This is a genomic window from Streptomyces sp. NBC_00442, from assembly GCF_036014195.1.
Lineage (GTDB): Bacteria > Actinomycetota > Actinomycetes > Streptomycetales > Streptomycetaceae > Streptomyces.
Genome location: NZ_CP107918.1, coordinates 1,230,284 through 1,251,437 on the forward strand (window position 1 = coordinate 1,230,284; position 21,154 = coordinate 1,251,437).

The window sequence follows — 21,154 nt, forward strand, 5'->3', positions numbered from 1 at the left end:
CTGGTACTTCGGATAGTGCTGGTGAGCGGGTGTTGCTCCTGAGCGGGTGCTGCTTGTTACGAGGACCGCGAGCGGTGCGGTACTGGTGTGCTCCGGACGGTGCGGGCGACGGAAGTGTGACGTTCCTGGGAGGCACGCACCGCCCGGAGGGCTTGGGGGATCCCTGGGGATCAGACTCCGTTTCCCGTGAGGTGCTCGGGACGGACCGGAGTCCTGTTGAGCCGAAGACCCGTCGCGTCCCGGATCGCCGCGAGGACGGCCGGGGTGGACGAGAGGGTCGGTGCCTCGCCGACGCCGCGCAGGCCGTACGGCGCGTGCGGGTCGGCGAGCTCCAGGACATCGACCGGCATCGCCGGAGTGTCGAGGATGGTCGGGATCAGATAGTCCGTGAAGGACGGGTTGCGTACCTTCGCGGTCTTCGGGTCCACGATGATCTCCTCCATCACCGCGACGCCCAGGCCCTGGGTGGTACCACCCTGGATCTGGCCGACGACGGAGAGCATGTTGAGGGCCTTGCCCACATCCTGCGCGGTGGCGAGCTCCACGACCTTGACGAGGCCGAGCTCGGTGTCCACCTCCACCACCGCGCGGTGCGCGGCGAAGGTGTACTGGACGTGGCCGTTGCCCTGGCCTGTGACCAGGTCGAACGCCTGGGTGGGGCGGTGCCGGAACTCCAGCTCCACATCGATCTCCTCACCCTCGATCACGTCCGCCAGGTCGGCGAGGACCTCGCCGCCGTCGGTGACGACCTTCCCGGCTTCGAGCAGCAGCTCGGCCGTGGCCCAGGCGGGGTGGTAGGAGCCGAATTTGCGGCGGCCGATCTCCAGCACCCGCGCGCGGACGGCCTCGCAGGTGTTCTTCACGGCGCCGCCGGTCATGTACGTCTGCCGGGAGGCGGAGGTGGAACCGGCGGAGCCGACCCGGGTGTCGGCGGGGTGGATGGTCACCTGCGCGACCCCCAGTTCCGTACGGGCGATCTGGGCGTGCACGGTGACACCGCCCTGACCGACCTCCGCCATGGCCGTGTGGACCATCGCGACGGGGCTGCCGTTGATGACTTCCAGGCGTACCCGGGCGGTGGAGTAGTCGTCGAAGCCTTCGGAGAAGCCGACGTTCTTGATGCCGACCGCGTAGCCGACGCCCCGTACGACACCCTCGCCGTGCGTGGTGTTGGACAGGCCGCCGGGCAGGGCGCGCACATCCGCGGCCTCGCCGGCCGCGAGCCACTGCTGCTCGGGCGGCAGCGGGCGCGCCTTGACCCGGCGCAGGAGCTCGGCGACCGGGGCCGGCGAGTCCACGATCTGGCCCGTCGGCATGACCGCGCCCCGCTCCATGGCGTTGAGCTGCCGGAACTCGACGGGGTCCATGCCCAGTTCCGCCGCGACCCGGTCCATCTGGGCCTCGTAGGCGAAGCAGGCCTGGACGGCGCCGAAGCCGCGCATCGCGCCGCAGGGAGGGTTGTTGGTGTAGAGCGCGATCGCCTCGATGTCGACGTCGTCGACGACGTAGGGGCCCACGGACAGCGAGGAGGCGTTGCCGACGACGGCCGGGGAGGCCGAGGCGTAGGCGCCGCCGTCCAGGACGATCCGGCACTTCATGTGCGTGAGCTTGCCGTCCTTGGTGGCGCCGTGCTCGTAGGAGAGCGTGGCCGGGTGGCGGTGCACATGGCCGAAGAAGGACTCGAACCGGTTGTAGACCATCTTGACCGGCCGGCCCGTGCGCAGCGCCAGGAGGCAGGCGTGGATCTGCATCGAGATGTCCTCGCGGCCGCCGAAGGCGCCGCCGACGCCGGAGAGCGTCATGCGGACCTTCTCCGGCGGCAGGCCGAGGACCGGGGCGATCTGCCGGAGGTCGGAGTGCAGCCACTGGGTGGCGACGTACAGGTCGACGCCGCCGTCGTCGGCGGGCACCGCGAGGCCGGACTCGGGGCCGAGGAAGGCCTGGTCCTGCATGCCGAAGGTGTACTCGCCCGTGACGATCACGTCGGCGCGCTCGCGCGCCTGCTCCACGTTGCCGCGGACGATCGGCTGGCGGTGCACGATGTTGGGGTGCGGGACGTGGGCGGCGTGGTGGTCGTCGCGGTCCTCGTGGATCAGCGGCGCGTCCGGGGCGAGGGCCGAGGCCTCGTCCGTGACGAGCGGCAGCTCCGTGTAGTCGACCTTGATCTTGGCGGCCGCGCGGCGGGCGGTCTCCGGGTGGTCGGCGGCCACGAGGGCGACCGGCTCGCCGTGGTGCCGCACCCGGCCGTGGGCCAGGACCGGGGTGTCCTGGATTTCGAGGCCGTAGTTCTTCGTCGTCGCCGGCAGGTCGTCGTAGGTGAGCACGGCGTGGACGCCGGGCACCGCGAGGGCCTCGGAGATGTCGATGCCGTCGATCAGGGCGTGGGCCACGGTGGAGCGGAGCGTATGGCCCCACACCATGTCCTCGTGCCACATGTCCGAGGAGTAGGCGAAGGCGCCGGTGACCTTGAGGGTGCCGTCCGGACGCAGGGTCGACTGGCCGATGCCGCCCCGGGTGTGGTTCTGGGACACATTGGTGGGTGTGCCGGCCGGTGTGGTGCGGGTCTTCTGCGCCATGGTCACACCGCCTCTTCCTGACGGGCGGCCGCGAGGCGGACCGCGTCCAGGATCTTCTCGTAACCGGTGCAGCGGCACAGGTTGCCCGAGAGCGCCTCGCGGATGTCCGCGTCGGACGGCTCGGAGTTGCGCTCCAGGAGCTCGTCGGCGGCGACCAGGAGACCCGGGGTGCAGAAACCGCACTGCACGGCGCCGGCGTCGATGAAGGCCTGCTGGATCGGGGAGAGCTCGCCCGCCTCTCCAGTCTGCCCGCCCCCGGCCCGCGAGCCGAACTCTCCCTCGGACCCGTGGGCCGACCAGCGCCGGGCGGCGTCGATGGACGTACCGCAGGCGCCCGGGGCGCAGCCGTCTGCGGGGCGCGCGGCGGCGCGGTGGGCTGCGTAGTCGGCCAGCCCCTCCACGGTGACGACCTCGCGGCCCTCGATCTGGCCGGCGGCGACGAGACAGGAGCAGACCGGAACGCCGTCGAGGCGCACCGTGCAGGAACCGCACTCGCCCTGCTCACAGGCGTTCTTCGACCCCGGAAGCCCCATGCGCTCGCGCAGGACGTAGAGAAGGCTCTCGCCCTCCCACACGTCGTCGGCCTGCTGCTCACGCCCATTGACCGTGAAGTTCACGCGCATGGTCATGCAGCTCCTTCCAGGGTGTGGCCGCCGCGGTAGGACTCCCACGTCCACATCAGCGTGCGGCGGGCCATGACGCCGATGGCGTGACGGCGGTAGCTCGCGGTGCCGCGGACGTCGTCGATCGGGTTGCAGGCGGCCGAGGCGAGCTGGGCGAACTGCTGGGCGACCGACGGGGTGATGATCTTGCCGTTGTCCCAGAAGCCGCCCTCGTCGAGCGCCGCGTTCAGGAATTCTTCGGCCGTGTTCGCCCGAATGGGGGTCGGCGCCGCCGAACCGATGCCGGTGCGGACCGTGCGCGTCGCGGGGTGCAGGGCCAGGCCGAACGCGCAGACCGCGATGACCATGGCGTTGCGGGTGCCGACCTTGGAGAACTGCTGGGGGCCGTCCGCCTTGGGGATGTGGACGGCCTTGATCAGCTCGTCCGCCTCCATGGCGTTGCGCTTGACGCCCGTGTAGAACGCGTCGATCGGGATCAGCCGGACCCCGCGCGCCTGCGACTCGACCTCGACGTCGGCCCCGGAGGACAGCAGCGCCGGGTGGGCGTCGCCGGCCGGCGAGGCGGTGCCGAGGTTGCCGCCGACGCCGCCGCGGTTGCGGATCTGCGGGGAGGCGACGGTGTGCGAGGCGAGCGCCAGGCCCGGCAGCTCGGCCCGCAGGCTCTCCATGATCGCGGTGTACGGGACGGACGGACCGAGCCGGACGCTGTCCGCCGAGACCTCCCACTGGGCGAGCTCGCCGATGCGGTTGAGGTCGAGCAGGTACTCCGGCCTGCGGTGATCGAAGTTGATCTCGACCATGATGTCGGTGCCACCCGCGATGGGCGCAGCGGTGGGGTGCTCGGCCTTGACAGCGAGCGCCTCCTCCCAGCTGGCCGGGCGAAGGAAGTCCATGACTGGCTCCTCTTCTCAAGATCGGGGTCTTACGCGCGGGACCCGGTGACGGGTGGCCCTGGACATCTCAGTCGTTCACGTGTTGTTAACGCGGTGTGGAATCAGTACACAAGCCACGATCCCTCGGGTGCAGTCACCGAAACCATGAAGCAGTTGGCTGGTCTCCGCTCACGTTCTGTAGATTCGTATGAAAGGCGGTGCGCTGTTGACCCACCGTCTTCCAACGGCAACATCAAGACAGATCGGCGGCGACACGCGATGCGGCTGCGCGCACTTCTGGAAACCGAGGCGCTGGGGCTGCGGCTGCTCGGCGGCGAGGACGAGCTGGACCGTACGGTACGGGGGGTCATGACCACCGACCTGCGGGATCCGAGTCGGTACCTCACGGGCGGCGAGCTGGTTCTGACGGGGCTCGCCTGGCGCCGGGACGCCGAAGATTCTGAGCCATTCGTACGCATCCTTGCGGGTGCCGGTGTGGCGGGGCTCGCGGCCGGCGAGGCGGAGCTCAGCGCCATTCCCGATGATCTTGTTTTGGCTTGTTCTCGCCATCGGCTCCCGCTCTTCGCGGTGAACGAGTCGGTCGCGTTCGCAACCATCACCGAGCATGTCGTACGACAGGTGTCCGGCGAACGCGCGGGCGACCTCGCGGCCGTCGTGGACCGTCACCGCAGGCTGATGACGTCGGGCCCCGCGGGAGGCGGCCCCGAGGTGGTCCTGGACCTGCTGGGCTCCGACCTCGATCTGCGGGCCTGGGTGCTTTCTCCCACCGGCCGCCAGATCGCGGGCGTCGGCGACCCGCTGCCGCCCGCGCTCGGTGCGGCGCTGGCCGCCGAGCACCTGGGCGCCACCCGCACCGGGCGCCGGGGCCCGCACCGGGCCGCCGTGGACGGCGTGACCTACTCGCTCTTCCCGATCCGCAACAACGGGCGCGGCGCCGCGCCCGCCGCCCGTGATGTGCGCGAGAGCGTGCTTTCGGACTGGCTGCTGGCCGTCGAGGCGGACGCGAGCGACTGGCCGGCCGCACGGCTCGACCTCCTCCAGGGCGTCACCCAGCTCATCGCGGTCGAGCGCGACCGGCGCGACGCGGCCCGTACGGTGCGCCGCCGGCTCGCCCAGGAGGTCCTCGAACTGGTCCAGGCCGGCGCCGCGCCCGCCGAGATCGCGGCCCGCCTCAGGGTCGCGGCCCCCGTGCTGCTGCCCGGCCTCGGCTCGGCGCCGCACTGGCAGGTCGTGGTGGCGCGGGTGGACTGGGAACGCGACTCGGGCGCGGAGATCGAGAGCGGCCCGGTCGCCCAGTCCCTCCTGGAGGAGATCCTGGTCGACCCCGCGGTCGTCGGCGCCGAGTCCTCCGACCGGATCGCCGTGGCCCACGCGGGCGACGAGGCGATCGCGCTCGTACCGCTGCCCCCGGTCACGCCCGAGGACCCCGAGGGCGGACTGCACGCGGACGCGCTCCTGGACATCGTGCGCGCGCCGCTCTCGGCGGGTCTCGCCGACGACGGCCGTCTGACACTGGGTGTCAGCGCCGCCGTCCATTCGGCCGAGGGCCTGCGCGGCGCCCTGGAGGAGGCCCGGCACGCCCGCCGGGTCGCCGCGGCCCGCCCCGGCCGGGTGTGCGCGGCCGGCCACCACGAGCTGGCCTCGCACGTGCTGCTGCTCCCGTTCGTGCCGGACGACGTGCGGCGCGCCTTCACGGCCCGCCTCCTCGACCCGCTGCGCGACTACGACCGGCGCCACCGGGCCGAACTCATCCCGACCCTGGAGGCCTTCCTGGACTGCGACGGCTCGTGGACGCGGTGTGCGACGCGGCTGCACCTGCACGTCAACACCCTGCGCTACCGGGTGGGCAGGATCGAGCAGTTGACGGCCCGTGACCTGTCCCGCCTCGAGGACAAGCTCGACTTCTTCCTGGCGCTTCGTATGAGCTGACAGTCGATCCCGGCCAGTGTCGGACGATTGTGAACTCATTCACGCACCCCCCTTGGCCCGGCGTGCCATTCCGTGTTCAGATGCGGATCTACTCAGCAGCTCGATGGCGCGCTCGGGGAGGGCAACGTGGCGTACACCGCCATGTCTGGTTCCGGAACGACTGCAGATGACGGGGATCCGCTCCAGACCGCGGTGTGGCGGCTGCGCTCGCGCGGCTGCTGGACGGATGCCGCCGCCCTGCTCGAACCTCATGCGGGAACGCCGGCCGGCGCCCTTCAGCGCACCGCCCTGCTGACCGAACGCTGTGTCTACACGGAGTCCGGCTGGGCGGAGGCCGACGAGGCGCTGCGGGGCGCGGAGGCGATAGCCCGCAGCGACGACGAGCGCGGCGCGGCCGCATGCGAGCGCGGCTATCTCGCCTACGCCTCCACGCTGTTCGGCGTGCGGGACCGGGCGGACGAGGCACGTTCGGCGTTCGGCCGGGCGGCCGCGCTGACCGCCCCGGCGGGGCGCGGCCGGGCGCTGCTCGACTTCCGCCGCGGTCTGCTCGCCGAGAACGTGGCCGACGCGCCCGAGGCCGCCCGCGCCGCCTACCGCCGCGCCCACGAGGGCGCCGCCGCGCACGGCGACACGCTGCTGCTCTCCTTCACGTGGCGCCATCTGGCCGGACTCGCCCTGCGCGAAGGGGAGTTGACCCAGGCGCGGCACGGCTTCACCGAGTCCCTGCGAATCCGCGAGGAGCTCGGCTACCTCATCGGCACGGCCCCGGCGCTCGCGGCGCTCGCCGACACGGAGGAGGAGCCGGTCTCGACCCGGCTGCGCACGGAGGCCGCCCGGCTCGTACGCCTCCTCGGCGTCCCCACCTGGCTGGTGACGCATCTGGGGGCGGTGCCGCCTCCGTCACCGGCGACCTGACGACGTGTCGGATCGATGAACCGGCTTGATCCGAAGGGGAGTTGATCCGAAGGGGAGTCGATCCGACGCGGGGCGGGTCGACTCAGAGTACCGAGCCGGTGAAATGTTCCCGGACGAGGGCCTGGACGACCGGCAGGTCCTGGGCGCACAGCGCGTCCAGGAGGGCGAGGTGTTCGGCCGCGTCCGCCACCAGGTCGCCGCGGCGGGCGACCGGCGCCGCGGTCAGCGGCCACTGCGAGCGCCGGTGCAGGTCGTCGGCGACCTGCACCAGTTGCCGATTGCCCGCGAGGGCGAGGACCGCACGGTGGAAGGCTCGGTCGCACTCGGCGTACCCCGCCCGGTCACCGGTCGCGGCGGCTTCGGTGGTGGCCTCGGCGAGCGGGCGCAGCTCCGCCCAGCGGGCCGCCGGCACACTGCGGGCCAGCCGCAGCATCACCGGCACCTCGATCATGGCCCGCACCTCGGCGAGCTCGGCGAGCTCGCGGGCGCTGCGCTCGGTGACCCGGAAGCCCCGGTTCGGCACGACCTCGACAGCACCCTCGATGCTGAGCTGCTGCATGGCCTCGCGCACGGGCGTCGCGGAGACGCCGAACCGCTCCCCCAGCGCCGGCGCGGAGTAGACCTCGCCGGGCACCAGGTCGCCGTCGACCAGCGCGGTGCGCAGGGCCGCCAGGATCTGGCCGCGCACGGAGTGACGGTGGACGGCGCGGGGCGGGGGCGGCCCGCCGTGGGTGTGCTCGTTGTGGGTGTGCTCGTTGTGGGTGTGCTCGCCGTGGGTGTGCTCGCCGTGGGTGTGCTCGCCGCGCGCGTCGTTCCTGGTCTGGCCGGGGACGCGGGGTGCCCCGGACGGAGGTATCGCCGCCTCGCGCGCTCTGCCCTGCTCCACCCCGGCCTCCTACGGCTCCGCCTGCCCCACACAGACCATAGGCGGACAAAGCGCGAGTTCAAACATCGCATCGATCGGCTAAGGTAAGCCTTACCTGTCAACGATCGTGATTCGGTGGTCCCGCATGACCGTTTCCACCTTGCTGCCCCGCCCGCTGCCGAGTCCCGTGGCGGACTCCTACGCCCGGCTCGCCGAGGTGTTCCCCGGCCTGGGGATCAGGGAGCTGGCCGGGGCGGAGCGGGCGCCGCACGGCGCGGGCTGGGTCGGCGCGGCGGAGCTCGCGGACGGCGGCCCGGCCCTCGACGCCTTCCTGGCCTGGGACAACGCCCAGGTCGTACGGGACTACGGCCACCAGGCCCGCCCCGATGTCATCGCCTCCTTCGGCTTCCACCGCTACGCCTGGCCCGCCTGCCTCCTGGTGACGGTGCCGTGGTTCCTGCACCGGCGGGTGCCGCGGATCCCGGTCGCCGACGTGGCGTTCCAGCGCACCCTCGGCCGGATGACCGTACGGGTACGGGATTTCGCCTGTCTGCCCGACGACCCGGCCTCCGACCTTCCGGGCGCCCATGTCGTACGGGACGAGGAGGACTTGCGGGGTGAGGTGCGGTCCGCGGTGGCCGAGCACCTCGGTCCGGTGCTCGACGGTTTCGGGCCGCGCATGCGGCGCGGCAGGCGGGCGCTGTGGGGCATGGCGACGGACGAGATCGTCGAGGGCCTCTGGTACGCCGGCGAGCTGCTCGGCGAGGAGGCGCGCGCGATGGCCGAACTCGACGCGCTGCTCCCGGGCACCACCAAGCCGTACGTGGGCACTCCGGGCTTTCGCGAGCTGACCGCGCCCGACGGACGAAGCCTGCCGACCCGGGACCGCGCGAGCTGCTGCTTCTTCTACACGGTGCGCCCCGAGGACACCTGCGTCACGTGTCCGCGCACCTGCGACGCGGACCGGGTGCGGCGGCTCAGCGCCGCATCCTGACTCCATGCCACCCGTCCGGGTGAGGGTCGGTCGAACCCAACTGACGCGCCGGGAACGGAAGTTCGAGCCAATACCCCCTATCCGACCCTCCTCGGACTCCATTGGCGTCCTCTTGCCCCGAAACCCCCTTGCCGGCCCGCGCGGCTGGAGCAGTATGGCGGCCGATACGCCCTACGCGATGCAAGGGACACCGCATGCGACTGACCGACATATCGCTGGACTGGCTGCTTCCGGGCGGCGTGATGATCGTGGGGGTCGTCGTGGCTCTGGTAGTGCTCGCGCGAGGCAAGCGCGCCGGTGACAACGCCACCGGCGAGGACTCCTGGGAACGCAGCGAGGAGCGCCGCAGAAGGAAGGAGGCGGTGTACGGCACCGCTTCCTATGTGCTCCTGTTCTGCTGCGCGGCGGTGGCCGCCGCGCTCTCCTTCCACGGTCTGGTCGGCTTCGGCCGGCAGAACCTCAACCTGACGGACGGCTGGGAATACCTCGTTCCCTTCGGGCTCGACGGGGCGGCCATGTTCTGTTCCGTCCTCGCGGTGCGCGAGGCGAGCCATGGTGACGCGGCGCTCGGCTCGCGCCTGCTGGTGTGGACGTTCGCGGGGGCGGCGGCCTGGTTCAACTGGGTGCACGCGCCGCGCGGCATGGCCCACGCGGGCGCCCCGCAGTTCTTCGCCGGGATGTCGCTGTCGGCGGCGGTGCTCTTCGACCGCGCCCTGAAGCAGACCCGCCGGGCGGCGCTGCGCGAACAGGGCCTGGTGCCACGGCCGTTGCCGCAGATCCGGATCGTGCGGTGGCTGCGGGCGCCTCGGGAGACCTTCGGCGCCTGGTCGCTGATGCTCCTCGAAGGCGTGCGCACCCTGGACGAGGCGGTCGACGAGGTCCGCGAGGACAAGCGCACCAAGGAGGAGAACAAGCTCCGCAGGCGCGACCAGGAGAAGCTGGACCGGGCGCACTTCAAGGCGCTCAGCCGGCAGAACCGGGCCTGGGGCCGCGGCAGGGGCGGCGGCCGTCAGGTCGACGTCCAGGGGATCGGCCCCGGGCCGGGCTCCGCGCAGCCCAAGGCTGTCGCGGAGCCGGCCATAGCGGAGCCGGGACAACTGCCCCTGCGCAACCGGCCCTCGCTACAGGCCGTCGGGACCACTGATCCCGCGTCGGCCACGACCGTGGACCTCACCGCCGAGGACGACACCCAGGCACTTCCCCGGCTCGACTCCCTGGAGCGCAAACTGAAGGATCTTGAGCAGCAGTTCGGATAGCCGCGCGCCGGCCGTTCACGGGCCGTCCGTCGACCGCACCACGGGAGACCTCTCCCGCTGCCGGTCCCGGGCGGCACGTTCGCCAGGCCGTGTCTTCAAAGTCCCGTCCGGTCGGCCTGCGGGCGGACGACGCCACTTTGATGACACTCCCTAGTACCGCGGCGGCGCACCGCCGTCGAGTTCGAACCAGACGACCTTTCCCCGGTCGTGCTCCTGCACCCCCCAGGCGTCCGCCAGCGCCTCCACGAGGAGCAGTCCCCTGCCGTGCGTGCCGTCGTCGCAGGACGGCCGGTACGGCGTGGGCAGTTCGGCCACGAAATCCTTCACCTCGACGCGCAGCCCGGACGTGCTGACCACGGCCGTGACCACGGCGCCCCGGTCGGTGTGGATGAGGGCGTTGGTCAGCAATTCGCTGGTGAGCAGCTCCGCCACGTCAGCCGCGCCCGAATGCCGCGACGACACGAGAAGTTCCCGCAGCGCACGACGGATGTCCCGCACGGCCGCCAGGTCGGCCTGCCCCACTCTCCTGCACAGCAGACGCTGGTCCCCCTGCTGCGCATCAGGTGTCCGGAAGGGCCCGCTCCCCGCGGGACCGAATCCTGCCTGATGCCCTGTCATAACCCCCACCTGCACGCTGTGACGACCTTCTTTCCCTCGAACACCCACACGGGATGCATGCCCCCGCCCGGCCACGGTCACGCATCGTGATTTGACGACAACCGAACGAGAAGGTTCTCCGGTCGCCGCCGAAGCGGCTCGACCGAGCTCCAACTCCCGTGTCCGGCAGGCGGGTTGCCGACACCGTGCGCTCCTCCACGCGCCCGTCCACGCGCCCGCACGAGCCGCTGTCCGAGCGCCCTCGCCACCGCCCGCTCGGCATGTGCGGGTCGAGTCCGCCCGCCGCCCCCCTCTCGTTGACGGCGGCATACGGAACGTTCGGGGCCGCTGCTCTGCACGGCTCGCCCGGCGGGGCCGCACCGGGGCGGACCGGCCGCGCCGAAGACGCCCGGCCGCCCGGCGTCAGCCCCTGTACCGACATGCCGGTACCGATCCCGGCGTACGCGACGAGCGGGCACCGCACAGGGTGCTGGACGTCGAGGTGGGGCCGGAACCCCGTGGGTGGGACCGCGATGCGGCGCTCTGCGCGGTCGCGGGGCCGGGCCTCCGCGCCCCGCTGCCCGCCCCGGGCGCGTACAGCCTCCCGTACGGCGGTCCCGGCCGGTTGCGGAAGGTGCTCCTCCCCCATCGGTGCCACGACATCCCGCCCGGTTCGCGGGGCGTCCGGGCACCGCCGGGCGCACGGGGCGTAGGCGCGCGTACGCACGACAGCGGACAACCCGGTCGCGGGGCCGGCTCATCGACCGCCCGGTCGCGGAGCCGGCTAGTAGGGCACCGTGCCGCACCAGGTCTGGGCCCAGGCGGACGGGCCGTACTTGTTGGCCGCGCGCACCGCCACACAGATCTCGTCGCCCGAGAAGGGCCCGTTGATCGTGTAGTTGAGGTCGCCGGTGGAGAGGATCGTGTCCACGCTCTTCTTCGTGAAGTTGCTGCCCTTGTTGGTGTAGTGGATGTCGTAGCGGGTCGCTCCGGAGATCGAGGACCAGCTCGCGACGATCGGCATGGAACACGCGCCGACACAGGAGTTGGCGTACTTGAGCTGGTAAGCGGTCATGGCGGGCGGTGGGGAGCCCGCGGGCTGCCCGGTGGATCCGGACGAGCCCGACCCGCCCGAGCTACCGCCCGATCCGGTGTGCCCACCGGAACCGGAGCCGCCGACCGCTCCCCCGCCGGCGCCCCTCGTGGATCCCCCGGCGGAGGCGCTTCCCCCGCCGCCACCACCGGGGGATCCCGCACCGCCGCCGTTGGTCTGGGTGTTCTGTCCGCCGGCGCCGCCGACGGTGACGCCGCCCTTGCCGTCCTGACCCTGCGTGCCGCCCTTGGCCGGATCGCTCGCCGTCGCCGAGGGTGAACTGCCGGCCGGGCTGGGCGAGTTGCTCGCCAAGGGCGTGGCGCTGACGCCGGGCCCGGCACTGGCGCCGGCGCTCGGTCCCGTGCTCGCGCTCGCGCTGTTGCTCGGCGGCTTGGCGTGCGCGTCGTTCTTGCTGTCGCTCGCGAAGGGCTGGAGCACGGCGAGCGTGCCGCCGCCCACGGTGAGGACGGCGATGACGGGGAGCACGACGAGCCTGCGCCGGCGGCGGGACTTCTCCTCGGGCTCGCGTGCCGTGACGGTGCCCTCCCCCACGAACCCTTCGGGGAACCCGGTCCCGGGGCGCAGACCGATCGTCGCCCGGTCCACGGGCTCCTCCCGCAGGGGCTTCGCCTCCGCGTCGAGCAGCCGCGCGGACTGCTGGGCGAGCCGCTCGACGACGCGGGCGGGCAACCAGGCGCCGCGCCCGGCGCTCGGACGCGTACGCTCCGGATCCGCCAACAGCTCGTCCACACCGGGGCGTTCGGCGATGTCCTTGGTCAGGCAGCGGGCGACGAGCGCGCGCAGCGAGTCGTCCTCCACGCCCGACAGGTCGGGCTCGCCCTCCACGATCTGGAACATCACGGCGTGCTGGTTACTGGCCCCCTGCCCGAACGGGAGCTGCCCGGTCGCCGCATAGGTCAGCACACACCCGAGGGTGAACACGTCGCTCTTGACCCCGGCGCTCTGGCCGCGCACCTGCTCGGGCGACATGAAGCCGGGAGAGCCGACCGCCATCCCCGTGCTGGTCAGCAAGGACTCCACGGATGTCTCCAGGGCCCGCGCGATCCCGAAGTCGATGACCTTGGTGCCGTCCACGGTGAGCATCACGTTGGACGGCTTCAGGTCGCGGTGCACGATCCCCGCGCCGTGGATGTCCTTGAGCGCCTTCAACAGCCCCTCGGCGAGGGCGTGCAGGGACGCGGGCGGCAGCGGCCCGTACCGCCGCACGATCTGTTCGAGCGAGAGCCCGGGAACGTATCCCGTGGCCACCCAGGGCGGCTCGTCGCCCGGCCCCGCGTCGAGCACAGGCGCCGTGTACCGCTCACCGACCTTGCGCGCCGCCTCGATCTCCCGCCGGAAGCGCGCCCTGAACTGTTCGTCGGACACGTGCTCCTCGTGCACGACCTTCACCGCGACGGTGCGCCCGCTGTCCGACCGTGCGAGGAACACCCGCCCCATGCCGCCGGCGCCGAGCCGGCCCAGCAGCAGATACGGTCCGATCCGCGCGGGGTCACTCGCCGCGAGCGGCTTGATCCCCCCGTCGGCGTAATCGTCCTTCTCGCCGCGTCCGTCCCCGTTAGTACCGCTCATGATGATGTGGCTCCCCCGGCCCTTGTCGCCTGGTCATCGGCGCAACTTCGTTGAGGGTAGTCGCTGTTGAGACGCCGAGTGAAGGTGAGGACGCGCCGGGCGGGCGGGGCGGTTCTGTGCGGCGGGGCGGTTCTGTGCGGCGGGGCGGTTCTGTGCGGCGGTCCGCCTCTTGGGGGCGGGCCCTACGGCCTGGGTACGTTGCGCAGGTTCGAGCGGGCCATCTGGAGCATGCGGCCCACGCCGCCGTCCAGGACGATCTTGCCGGCGGAGAGCGCGAACCCCGACACCATGTCCGCGCTGATCTTCGGCGGGATGGAGAGCGCGTTGGGATCGGTGACGATGTCGACGAGGGCCGGTCCCTTGTGCTTGAAGGCGTCCCTGAGAGCGCTCCCGAGCTGCTTGGGCTTCTCGACCCGTACCCCGTACGCCCCCGCGGCGCGGGCGATGGCCGCGAAGTCGGGGTTCTTGTTGGTCGTTCCGTACGAGGGCAGGCCGGCGACCAGCATTTCCAGTTCGACCATGCCGAGCGAGGAGTTGTTGAAAAGCACGATCTTCACGGGCAGGTCGTACTGGACGAGAGTGAGAAAGTCACCCATCAGCATGGTGAAGCCGCCGTCGCCGGACATCGAGACGACCTGGCGGTTCCGGTCGATGAACTGGGCGCCGATGGCCTGCGGCAGAGCGTTGGCCATCGAGCCGTGGCTGAACGAACCGATGACGCGGCGTCTGCCGTTGGGCGAGATGTAACGGGCCGCCCAGACGTTGCACATACCGGTGTCCACCGTGAAGATCGCGTCGTCGTCGGCGAGTTCGTCCAGGACGGAGGCCACGTACTCGGGGTGGATCGGGACGTGCTTGTCCACCTTGCGGGTGTACGCCTTGACGACGCCCTCCAGCGCGTCGGCGTGCTTCTTGAGCATCTTGTCGAGGAACTTGCGGTCCGTCTTGACCTTCACGCGCGGTGTCAGACAGCGCAGGGTCTCCTTCACGTCGCCCCACACCGCGAGGTCCAGCTTCGAGCGTCGGCCCAGGTGTTCGGGGCGCACATCGACCTGGACGATCTTGACGTCGTCGGGCAGGAAGGCGTTGTACGGGAAGTCGGTGCCGAGCAGGATCAGCAGATCGCACTCGTGGGTCGCCTCGTAGGCCGCGCCGTACCCGAGGAGGCCGCTCATGCCGACGTCGTAGGGGTTGTCGTACTGGATCCATTCCTTGCCGCGCAGCGCGTGCCCGACGGGCGACTTGACCCGCTCGGCGAACTCCATGACCTCCGCGTGCGCGCCCGCCGTGCCGCTGCCGCAGAACAGGGTGACGCGCTTGGCCCGGTCGATGAGGGCCGCGAGCTTGTCGATCTCGGTGTCCCCGGGGCGCACGGTGGGCCGCGACGTGACCAGGGCGTGGTCGATCGCCTTGTCGGGGGCGGGCGCGGAGGCGATGTCGCCGGGCAGCGCGAGGACGCTGACCCCGCCCTGACCGATCGCGTGCTGGATCGCCGTCTGCATCACGCGCGGCATCTGCTGCGGGTTCGAGATCAGCTCGCTGTAGTGGGAGCACTCCCGGAACAGCTGGTCCGGGTGGGTCTCCTGGAAGTAGCCGAGGCCGATCTCCGACGACGGGATCTGCGAGGCGAGGGCGAGGACGGGCGCCATCGAGCGGTGCGCGTCGTACAGGCCGTTGATGAGGTGGAGGTTGCCGGGCCCGCACGATCCGGCGCACGCGGCGAGGCTGCCGGTGAGCTGAGCCTCGGCGCCGGCCGCGAACGCGGCGACCTCCTCGTGCCTGACCTGGATCCAGTCGATGCCGGGGGTGCGGCGGATGGCGTCGACGACAGGGTTCAGACTGTCGCCGACGACTCCGTACAGCCGCTTGACGCCCGCGCGCCGGAGGATGTCGACGAACTGCTCCGCAACGTTCTGCTTGGCCATGGATCCATCAACCCATGCCCTCTGCCGTTACGCCTCCCAGACTGCTACAGCCGTACGGTCGTCGGCGTAACCCTTCACCCTGAGCTGAAGGTCGGCGAGGAACGCGGCGAGCCCCGGTGGCTCGGGGCTGGCCCAGCGCTCCGCCAGCTCCTTGCCGAGAGCGCTCTCACCGCGCAGGGGTTCGGCGAGACCGGGGCTGCACAGCAGGAGGGCATCGCCCGGACGGGCCACCGAGGCCCGGAAGCGGAACGGTTCGCCGGGCGGAGCCGGTGCGTCGATGGAGGGGCGGAGGGGATCGACGGTGTTGAGGTCCATCGTCAGGCGGTCCCCCTGCTCGGTCTCGGCGGGGGCGGAACCGAAGCCCACCACCGGCGCCCCGAGCATGGCGCCGGGCTCCGGCACGGCGGGCTCGATGTCCTGCCAGACCCCGCCGCGCAGCCGGAACAGGCCGCCGTGCCCGACGCCGAAGAACACCCGGGTGCGGCAGGCGGGGTCGGCGGAGAGCAGCAGACAGCGCAGGCTCGCGGTGTACTCCTCCGGCACCATGCCGAGCTCGCCGGCGCGGGCCCGCAGCATTCCGTAGCTGCGGTCGGTGAGCCGGTGCAGGCCCGACTTGAGGTCGCCGCGCCGGCCCGCCCTGATGTCCTCGGCCAGGCGCACATGGCTGCGGCCGATGGCTCCGCCGATCCAGTGGCAGGCGTCGGCGGCGGCGAGGTGCGCCCGGTCGCTGGTGCGCGCACCACTGGCGACGGCGACCAGGACCAGGGCGTTCTCGCCGGTGCCGAAGCGGGCGGTGAGCAGGGCGTCGCGGCGGGGCTCGCCCCGGTAGCGCGCGGAGTCCCCGCGCGACGAGCCGGCCCGCAGGACGTACGCGCCGTAGCGGGCGCCGTCGAGCACGGTGTCGGCGACGAGTTCGTCGAGCGCGTCGGGGCGGGCGGTGGCCAGCGCGGTGGGCTCGGCGTCGTAGGTGGGCGGTCCGTCACCCACATGGCCGGTACGGGGCCGGGGCGCGGGCGCGAACTGCTCCGGCGGGGCGGTCCGCGCCGGCCCGAACTGCTCGTCGGGCGCGGTGACGGGCGGGCCTGACCTGCCGGTGGCGGGCGTACGCAGACTGCTCGGCGCGTTCGCGACGCGCGGCCCGTCGTCGGCGCCGCTTGGCTCCGGCTGCGCGGTGACCGGCGCCGCACCCGGCCGGGCCGGGGGCCGGTCCGCCGCGTCCGGCGCGGTCCCCTCCGCCCAGCCCGGCGGCAGCTCGGGGACGGGCTCCGCCGGCGGAGGCGGGGCCGCGGCCACGGATTCCCACCAGGCGGCGGGCTTGCGCGGCCCGGCCGCGCTCCCGGCCGCGCTCCCCGGGCCCCACGGGGCGGCGGGGCCGGGCGCGGAGGCGGGGGGCGGCACGGGTTCCGGGCCGGGGGGCTCCACGGCGGGGCGTTCCGGCGCGGCGGCCGGGGGCTCGGGGGCCGGGCGTACCGGGGGCTCGGGGGCCGACCCTTCCGGCGCGGCGGCCTCGGGTACGGCCGCCTCGGGTGCCGCAGCCTCCGGTACGGGCGCCGCACGCGAACCGGCCGCCTCCCGGGACGCCGCCTCCGGGGCCGCCGCACGTGATCCGGCGGTATGCGAACCGGCGGCGCGTGAACCCGCCGCGTGCGAAGCCTCCGCGTGTGAACCCGCCGCGTCGGGGCCGACCGCCTCGGAGTCCGGGCCTGGGCCGGGCACGGGGTCGGGGCCTGGGCCGGCCCTCTCCTCCGTCGGGGGTGAACCCACCGTGTCCGACGCCGAGTTGAAGCGGTCGTCGAGGCTGTCGCGCGAACCGTCGGGACCGGCGTCCGGTGCCGACTCGTCGTACAGCCGGTTCCACCAGTCGTCGTCCCGGGTCGGCCTCTCCCCCTGCTGACTCATGCCCTTATTGTCCACCGCTGGAGGCATACGAAAACGGGGCATCGGGAAAATGTGCTCAACGGACAAGCGTCGCAACGGCAGAAAAGTCCGCCGGGCGCCCCCACCCCCCACGGGGAGGACACCCGGCGGACCGCCTTCGTGGATCAGCGCACCGCGTACGCGTTCACCACGGTCTGGGTGACCGAGTTGCCGTTGGCGTCGGTCAGTTCGGCCTTCAGGGTCACGTCCTTGGAGGTGGCTCCCGCGTGGTTCACGGTCGCCGTCCACCTACCGCCCTGATGGCTGGTATTCGCCTTGGTCCAGGTGGTTCCGCCGTCGTAGGAGTACGACAGCCCGGCCGACACCAGGGCGGCCGGGGTGTAGCCGGCGTGGCCCGTGACCGAGAGCGCGATCTTCTGGCCGTCAACCGCCGGCACCGTCTTGAGGCCGTCCTGCGGCACGGCGTAGTGGGGGAAGAGCAGCGGAATGCCCTGGGAGAACGCCTTCTCGTCGAGGTGCGAGCGGAACTTCCAGCTCGTGACGACTTCCTGGGAGCGCTTCCAGACCGCGCCGGAGGGCCCGATCTTCTGGTTGTCGCTGATGAGTTCGTACGCCGCGTCGTCCGCGGGGACGGTGAACACACCCGAGGGCCAGCCGCTGCTGTCGTAGTCCTCGCCGTTGCGGCGCAGCAGCAGGGAGCCGATGTCGCCGAACGAGCCGGGCTGCGCGCTGTGTTCGGTGTCGCCCCACATGTTGGGGGCGAAGCCGATCAGGTTGCCCTGGCGTTCGGCGGCGAGCAGCGGCTTGCCCGTCGCGTCGCGCCCGGCGTCGGGGCCGATCACGCCGTCGTACCAGCTCTCCGTGGTCTGCTCGCCCGGCCGGTGGGCCCTGGCCGGGGAGAGCATGAACTCGCCGAAGGGGAAGCTGGACGAGACGAAGTGGTCCCAGGTGGTGCCGCCCGCCGTGTAGTACTCGGTGCGGGTGGAGGGGACGGCCACCAGGTCGATGCCGGAGACCCCGATCGGGTCGCCACCGACCGGGCGGTGTGCGCTCACGCCGTCGATGAAGTCGGCCGGCACGCCCATCGAGTGGTAGGTGGAGACGGTGCGGCCGAGCTGTCCGTCGCGGACCCGGTAGGTCCGGTCGGAGCCGAAGCCGCCGTCCTCCTGGAAGCCGAGGTTGTAGACGTAGCCGCTCTTCGCGGTCGCCTTCCAGTCGAGGCTCACCGGACCGTGCGCCAGCCGCCCGGCGAGGTCCGTCGCCTCCGCCGTCTCGACGGCGAGCGTGGGCAGCGGGCCGCCCGTGAAGCCGTACGCCGGCAGCCAGCGGCCGGCCGAGGGACGGTGCACGACGAGCGCCGTGGCGCCCGCGGCCTTGGCGTCCTTGCCCAGGGTCGCGAGCGAGTCGGCGCCGTCCGGTACCGCGACGAAGGCGATCCTTCCGCTCACCCCGGCGGACTTGAGCTCGTCCGGGGTGCCCCGACCCGCGTCGACGAGCGGGGCCCGGCCGGTGCCGTCGAGGTTGTCGGAGCCGGTGCTGGCGGTGACCGGGTGCAGCGCGGGGCCGCCGGTCACCGACAGCTTCTCGAACTGCGGGGCGTAGGCCCGCCAGTAGCTGCCGAACTCGAAGTCGCCGGTACGGGCGCTGCCCCGGACATCCGCGTAGTAGTCCGTGATCAGGCGCGATCCGGTGATGGAGCCCGAGTGCAGCCACTGGCCGCCCCAGGAGCGGGCGAAGTCGAGGGTGGTGGTGCGGACTTCGCTGGGCCGGTCGGTCCGCACGGAGAGGCGGTGCGCGGTGCGGGCGTCCAGGACGAGGGTGGTGTCCTTCTTCAGGTCGAGCTGCGGGCGGCCGAGGTAGCTGACCGAGCCGACGTTCTCGCCGGTGGCGTCGCCGGGGTCGGCGGTGGCGACGAACGAGGACACGAAGTAGGCGCCGGGGCGTAGCCGGTAGACCTGGTCGACGGCGCCCTCGTTGAAGCGGCGCTCGCCGGTGGCGGTGTCGGTGCCGATGACGTCGAGCGAGGAGGCTCCCGCGGCGGGACTGCCTTGGCGGTCGACGAGCTTGACGCGCAGGGTGACGGTCTCCGGCTCGACGTAGAGCGAGAACGGTGTGGAGACCCGCACGCCGTTGGCCGTGGCGAGCACGCGGCCCGTGACGTCTCCGTACTGGGCGGCCTTGAGGCGGGCGCTGGGGTCGATGGCGAGCGGCACCTTGACGGTGGCGCCTGCCGGGACCGTCACCGAGGCGGAACTCAGCTTCGCCACCGCGGAGTTGACGGCCGAGCCGTCGTTGCCGGTGACGCCCGCGACCTTGAGGGCGAGCTTCACGGCCCGGTCGGAGACGTTGGTGTAGGGCACGGTGACGGTGGTGCGGTCGCTCTTGTCCTGCGGCCAGTCGAAGGCGCCGGCCTGTACGGCGGGCGCACCGAGGACGGTCTCGTCGATGGCGGCCTTGACGTCGAGCCGGCCGCCGCCGGTCTCGCGCACGTCCCCGGGTATCGCGCTGTTGGCGGACGAGACGAGTGCGGACTTGATCTGCTGCGCCGTCCAGTCGGGGTGGCGCTGCTTGACGATGGCGGCGGCGCCCGCGACGTGCGGGGTGGCCATGGAGGTGCCGGACATGGACTGGTACGCGTAGACGCCGCGGCCGCCGGCGTTGGCGGCCAGGATGTCGACGCCGGGCGCGGTGATCTCCGGCTTCAGGGTGTGGGTGAAGGGCGCGGGGCCGCGGCTGGAGAAGCTCGCGGTGGTGTCGTCGTGGTCGACGGCTCCGACGGTCAGGACGCCGGGCGCGCAGCCGGGTGAGGACACGGTGTTCAGGCCCGGACCGGCATTGCCCGCGGCGACGACGAACAGGGTGTGGTCGGTCTCGGTGGCGAGTTGTTGCGCGGCGACGCTCATCGGGTCGGTGCAGTCGGTGGGCACGGGGCTGCCGAGCGACATGGAGACGACGTCGGCCTTGTTGTCGACGGCCCACTGCATTCCGGCGATGATCCACGAACTGTCGCCGGAGCCCGAGTCGTTGAGGACCTTCCCGACGAGGAGGCCGGTGCCGGGTGCGATGCCCTTCTCCTTGCCGTCACTCGCCGCGCCCGAGCCGCCGACCGTGGACGTGGTGTGGGTGCCGTGGCCCTGACGGTCCTCGGTGTCGGGCGAGTCGGTGAAGTTCTCGGAGGCCACGATGCGGCCCTTGAGGTCGGGGTGTTCGGCGTCGACGCCGGTGTCGAGGACGGCGACCTTGGTGCCCTTGCCGTCGTAACCGGCGGCTCGGGCGAGGTCGGCGCGGATCTGCTTCGAGGACTGGTCGAGGGAGGCGGTCACCTTCCGGTCGAGCCACAGCTTCTTGATCCCGGGGGACGCCGACCGGGTGCGGGGGCCGGTGGCGTCCGCCCACACCTGGGCCGCCTTCGTCTTGTCCGCGCTCAGGGCGCGACCGTTGACAGCGGGCAGGCTCAGCCCCGCCTTGGCGCCGCGCGGCACGGCCGGGGCGGCCGACCTCGCCGTCGCGCCGTCGTAGATCGCGATGAGCGGAATGGTCTTGCTGTGCGCGTCGTCGTAGCCCTGGCGGATGAGCCCGGAGACGTTGAAGAGCTCCTCATCCGCCTTGCCCGCGGCGAGCGCCGGCGCCGCGTCGTCCGGGTAGACGTACAGCTCGCCGCCCGAGCGCCGGGTCTGGACGAGGGGCATGGAGCCGTCCTCGCGCGGCAGGGCGGTGACGCCGGTGGGCGCCCCCGAGGCGTCCCTGCTCACGACGACCTTGTCGCCGGTGACGAGGGTGACGGTGGCCGGTGTTCCCGTGCTGCTCGCGGCGCTGCCCACGAGTGGTCTCTTGGCGGTGTCCGCCGTGCCGTCGCCTCGTGGCGCTGCCACGGACGGCGCCACCGCGGTGACGGCGAGGGCGGCGGCGGTCGCCACCCCCAGAGCCGTACGCGATATCGGGCGCATCGCTCTCCCCAGATGAATCCGGAACAAAAGACACCGTGCCCGAAGAGCACAAATGCCCTGCGCCCGGAGGCTG

Annotated in this window: 13 protein-coding genes; 4 read left to right on the top strand and 9 right to left on the bottom strand. The window is 72.4% G+C overall.

Translation table 11 applies throughout. The features are described from left to right. Window positions 1-170 precede the first annotated feature (170 nt). Genes OG432_RS05600 through OG432_RS05610 form a run of 3 tightly spaced genes read right to left on the bottom strand, consistent with a single transcriptional unit; the run spans window position 171 to window position 4,092 of the window. Complete coding sequence (locus OG432_RS05600) at window positions 171-2,576, bottom strand: xanthine dehydrogenase family protein molybdopterin-binding subunit (RefSeq protein WP_328308339.1); 2,406 nt, start codon at window positions 2,574-2,576, stop codon at window positions 171-173. A gap of 2 nt (window positions 2,577-2,578) precedes the next feature. Then, a complete protein-coding gene (locus OG432_RS05605; protein WP_328315009.1) occupies window positions 2,579-3,199 on the bottom strand; it encodes a (2Fe-2S)-binding protein in 621 nt (206 codons plus the stop codon). 2 nt (window positions 3,200-3,201) lie between these two features. Beyond that, window positions 3,202-4,092: an FAD binding domain-containing protein gene (locus OG432_RS05610; RefSeq protein ID WP_328308341.1), complete on the bottom strand. Its 891-nt coding sequence runs from the start codon at window positions 4,090-4,092 to the stop codon at window positions 3,202-3,204. A gap of 258 nt (window positions 4,093-4,350) precedes the next feature. Between OG432_RS05610 and OG432_RS05615 the strand changes: the two genes are divergently transcribed. Further along, window positions 4,351-6,021: a PucR family transcriptional regulator gene (locus OG432_RS05615; protein ID WP_328308343.1), complete on the top strand. Its 1,671-nt coding sequence runs from the start codon at window positions 4,351-4,353 to the stop codon at window positions 6,019-6,021. Between the two features lie 141 nt (window positions 6,022-6,162). Beyond that, the gene (locus OG432_RS05620; RefSeq protein ID WP_328315010.1) at window positions 6,163-6,936 is read left to right on the top strand and encodes a hypothetical protein; all 774 of its coding nucleotides are present in this window, start codon (window positions 6,163-6,165) and stop codon (window positions 6,934-6,936) included. Between the two features lie 82 nt (window positions 6,937-7,018). On the opposite strand, the gene OG432_RS05625 is transcribed toward OG432_RS05620, so the two are convergent. Beyond that, a complete protein-coding gene (locus OG432_RS05625) occupies window positions 7,019-7,822 on the bottom strand; it encodes a GntR family transcriptional regulator (protein WP_328308345.1) in 804 nt (267 codons plus the stop codon). A gap of 124 nt (window positions 7,823-7,946) precedes the next feature. On the opposite strand from OG432_RS05625, the gene OG432_RS05630 reads away from it, so the two are divergent. Both OG432_RS05630 and OG432_RS05635 read left to right on the top strand, forming a co-directional pair. Next, window positions 7,947-8,795: a (2Fe-2S)-binding protein gene (locus tag OG432_RS05630; RefSeq protein WP_328308347.1), complete on the top strand. Its 849-nt coding sequence runs from the start codon at window positions 7,947-7,949 to the stop codon at window positions 8,793-8,795. A 194-nt stretch (window positions 8,796-8,989) separates the two neighbouring features. Then, window positions 8,990-10,051, top strand: coding sequence for a DUF2637 domain-containing protein (locus OG432_RS05635; RefSeq protein ID WP_328308349.1), 1,062 nt, complete (start codon window positions 8,990-8,992; stop codon window positions 10,049-10,051). Between the two features lie 150 nt (window positions 10,052-10,201). Here the strand turns inward: OG432_RS05635 and OG432_RS05640 are convergent, their stop codons facing one another. From OG432_RS05640 to OG432_RS05660, 5 genes are all read right to left on the bottom strand, one after another. Then, window positions 10,202-10,669 (bottom strand): ATP-binding protein, encoded by a 468-nt coding sequence (locus tag OG432_RS05640; protein ID WP_328308351.1) that lies wholly within the window; start codon window positions 10,667-10,669, stop codon window positions 10,202-10,204. Between the two features lie 763 nt (window positions 10,670-11,432). Then, entirely contained in the window at window positions 11,433-13,331 is a 1,899-nt protein-coding gene (locus OG432_RS05645; protein ID WP_328308353.1) for a serine/threonine-protein kinase, read from the bottom strand. Between the two features lie 182 nt (window positions 13,332-13,513). Continuing rightward, window positions 13,514-15,256: a pyruvate dehydrogenase gene (locus tag OG432_RS05650; protein WP_328308355.1), complete on the bottom strand. Its 1,743-nt coding sequence runs from the start codon at window positions 15,254-15,256 to the stop codon at window positions 13,514-13,516. A gap of 27 nt (window positions 15,257-15,283) precedes the next feature. Further along, entirely contained in the window at window positions 15,284-17,155 is a 1,872-nt protein-coding gene (locus tag OG432_RS05655) for a protein phosphatase 2C domain-containing protein (RefSeq protein WP_328308357.1), read from the bottom strand. Window positions 17,156-17,298: 143 nt separating this feature from the next. Next, the gene (locus OG432_RS05660) at window positions 17,299-21,081 is read right to left on the bottom strand and encodes a S8 family peptidase (RefSeq protein WP_328308359.1); all 3,783 of its coding nucleotides are present in this window, start codon (window positions 21,079-21,081) and stop codon (window positions 17,299-17,301) included. Window positions 21,082-21,154 lie beyond the last annotated feature (73 nt).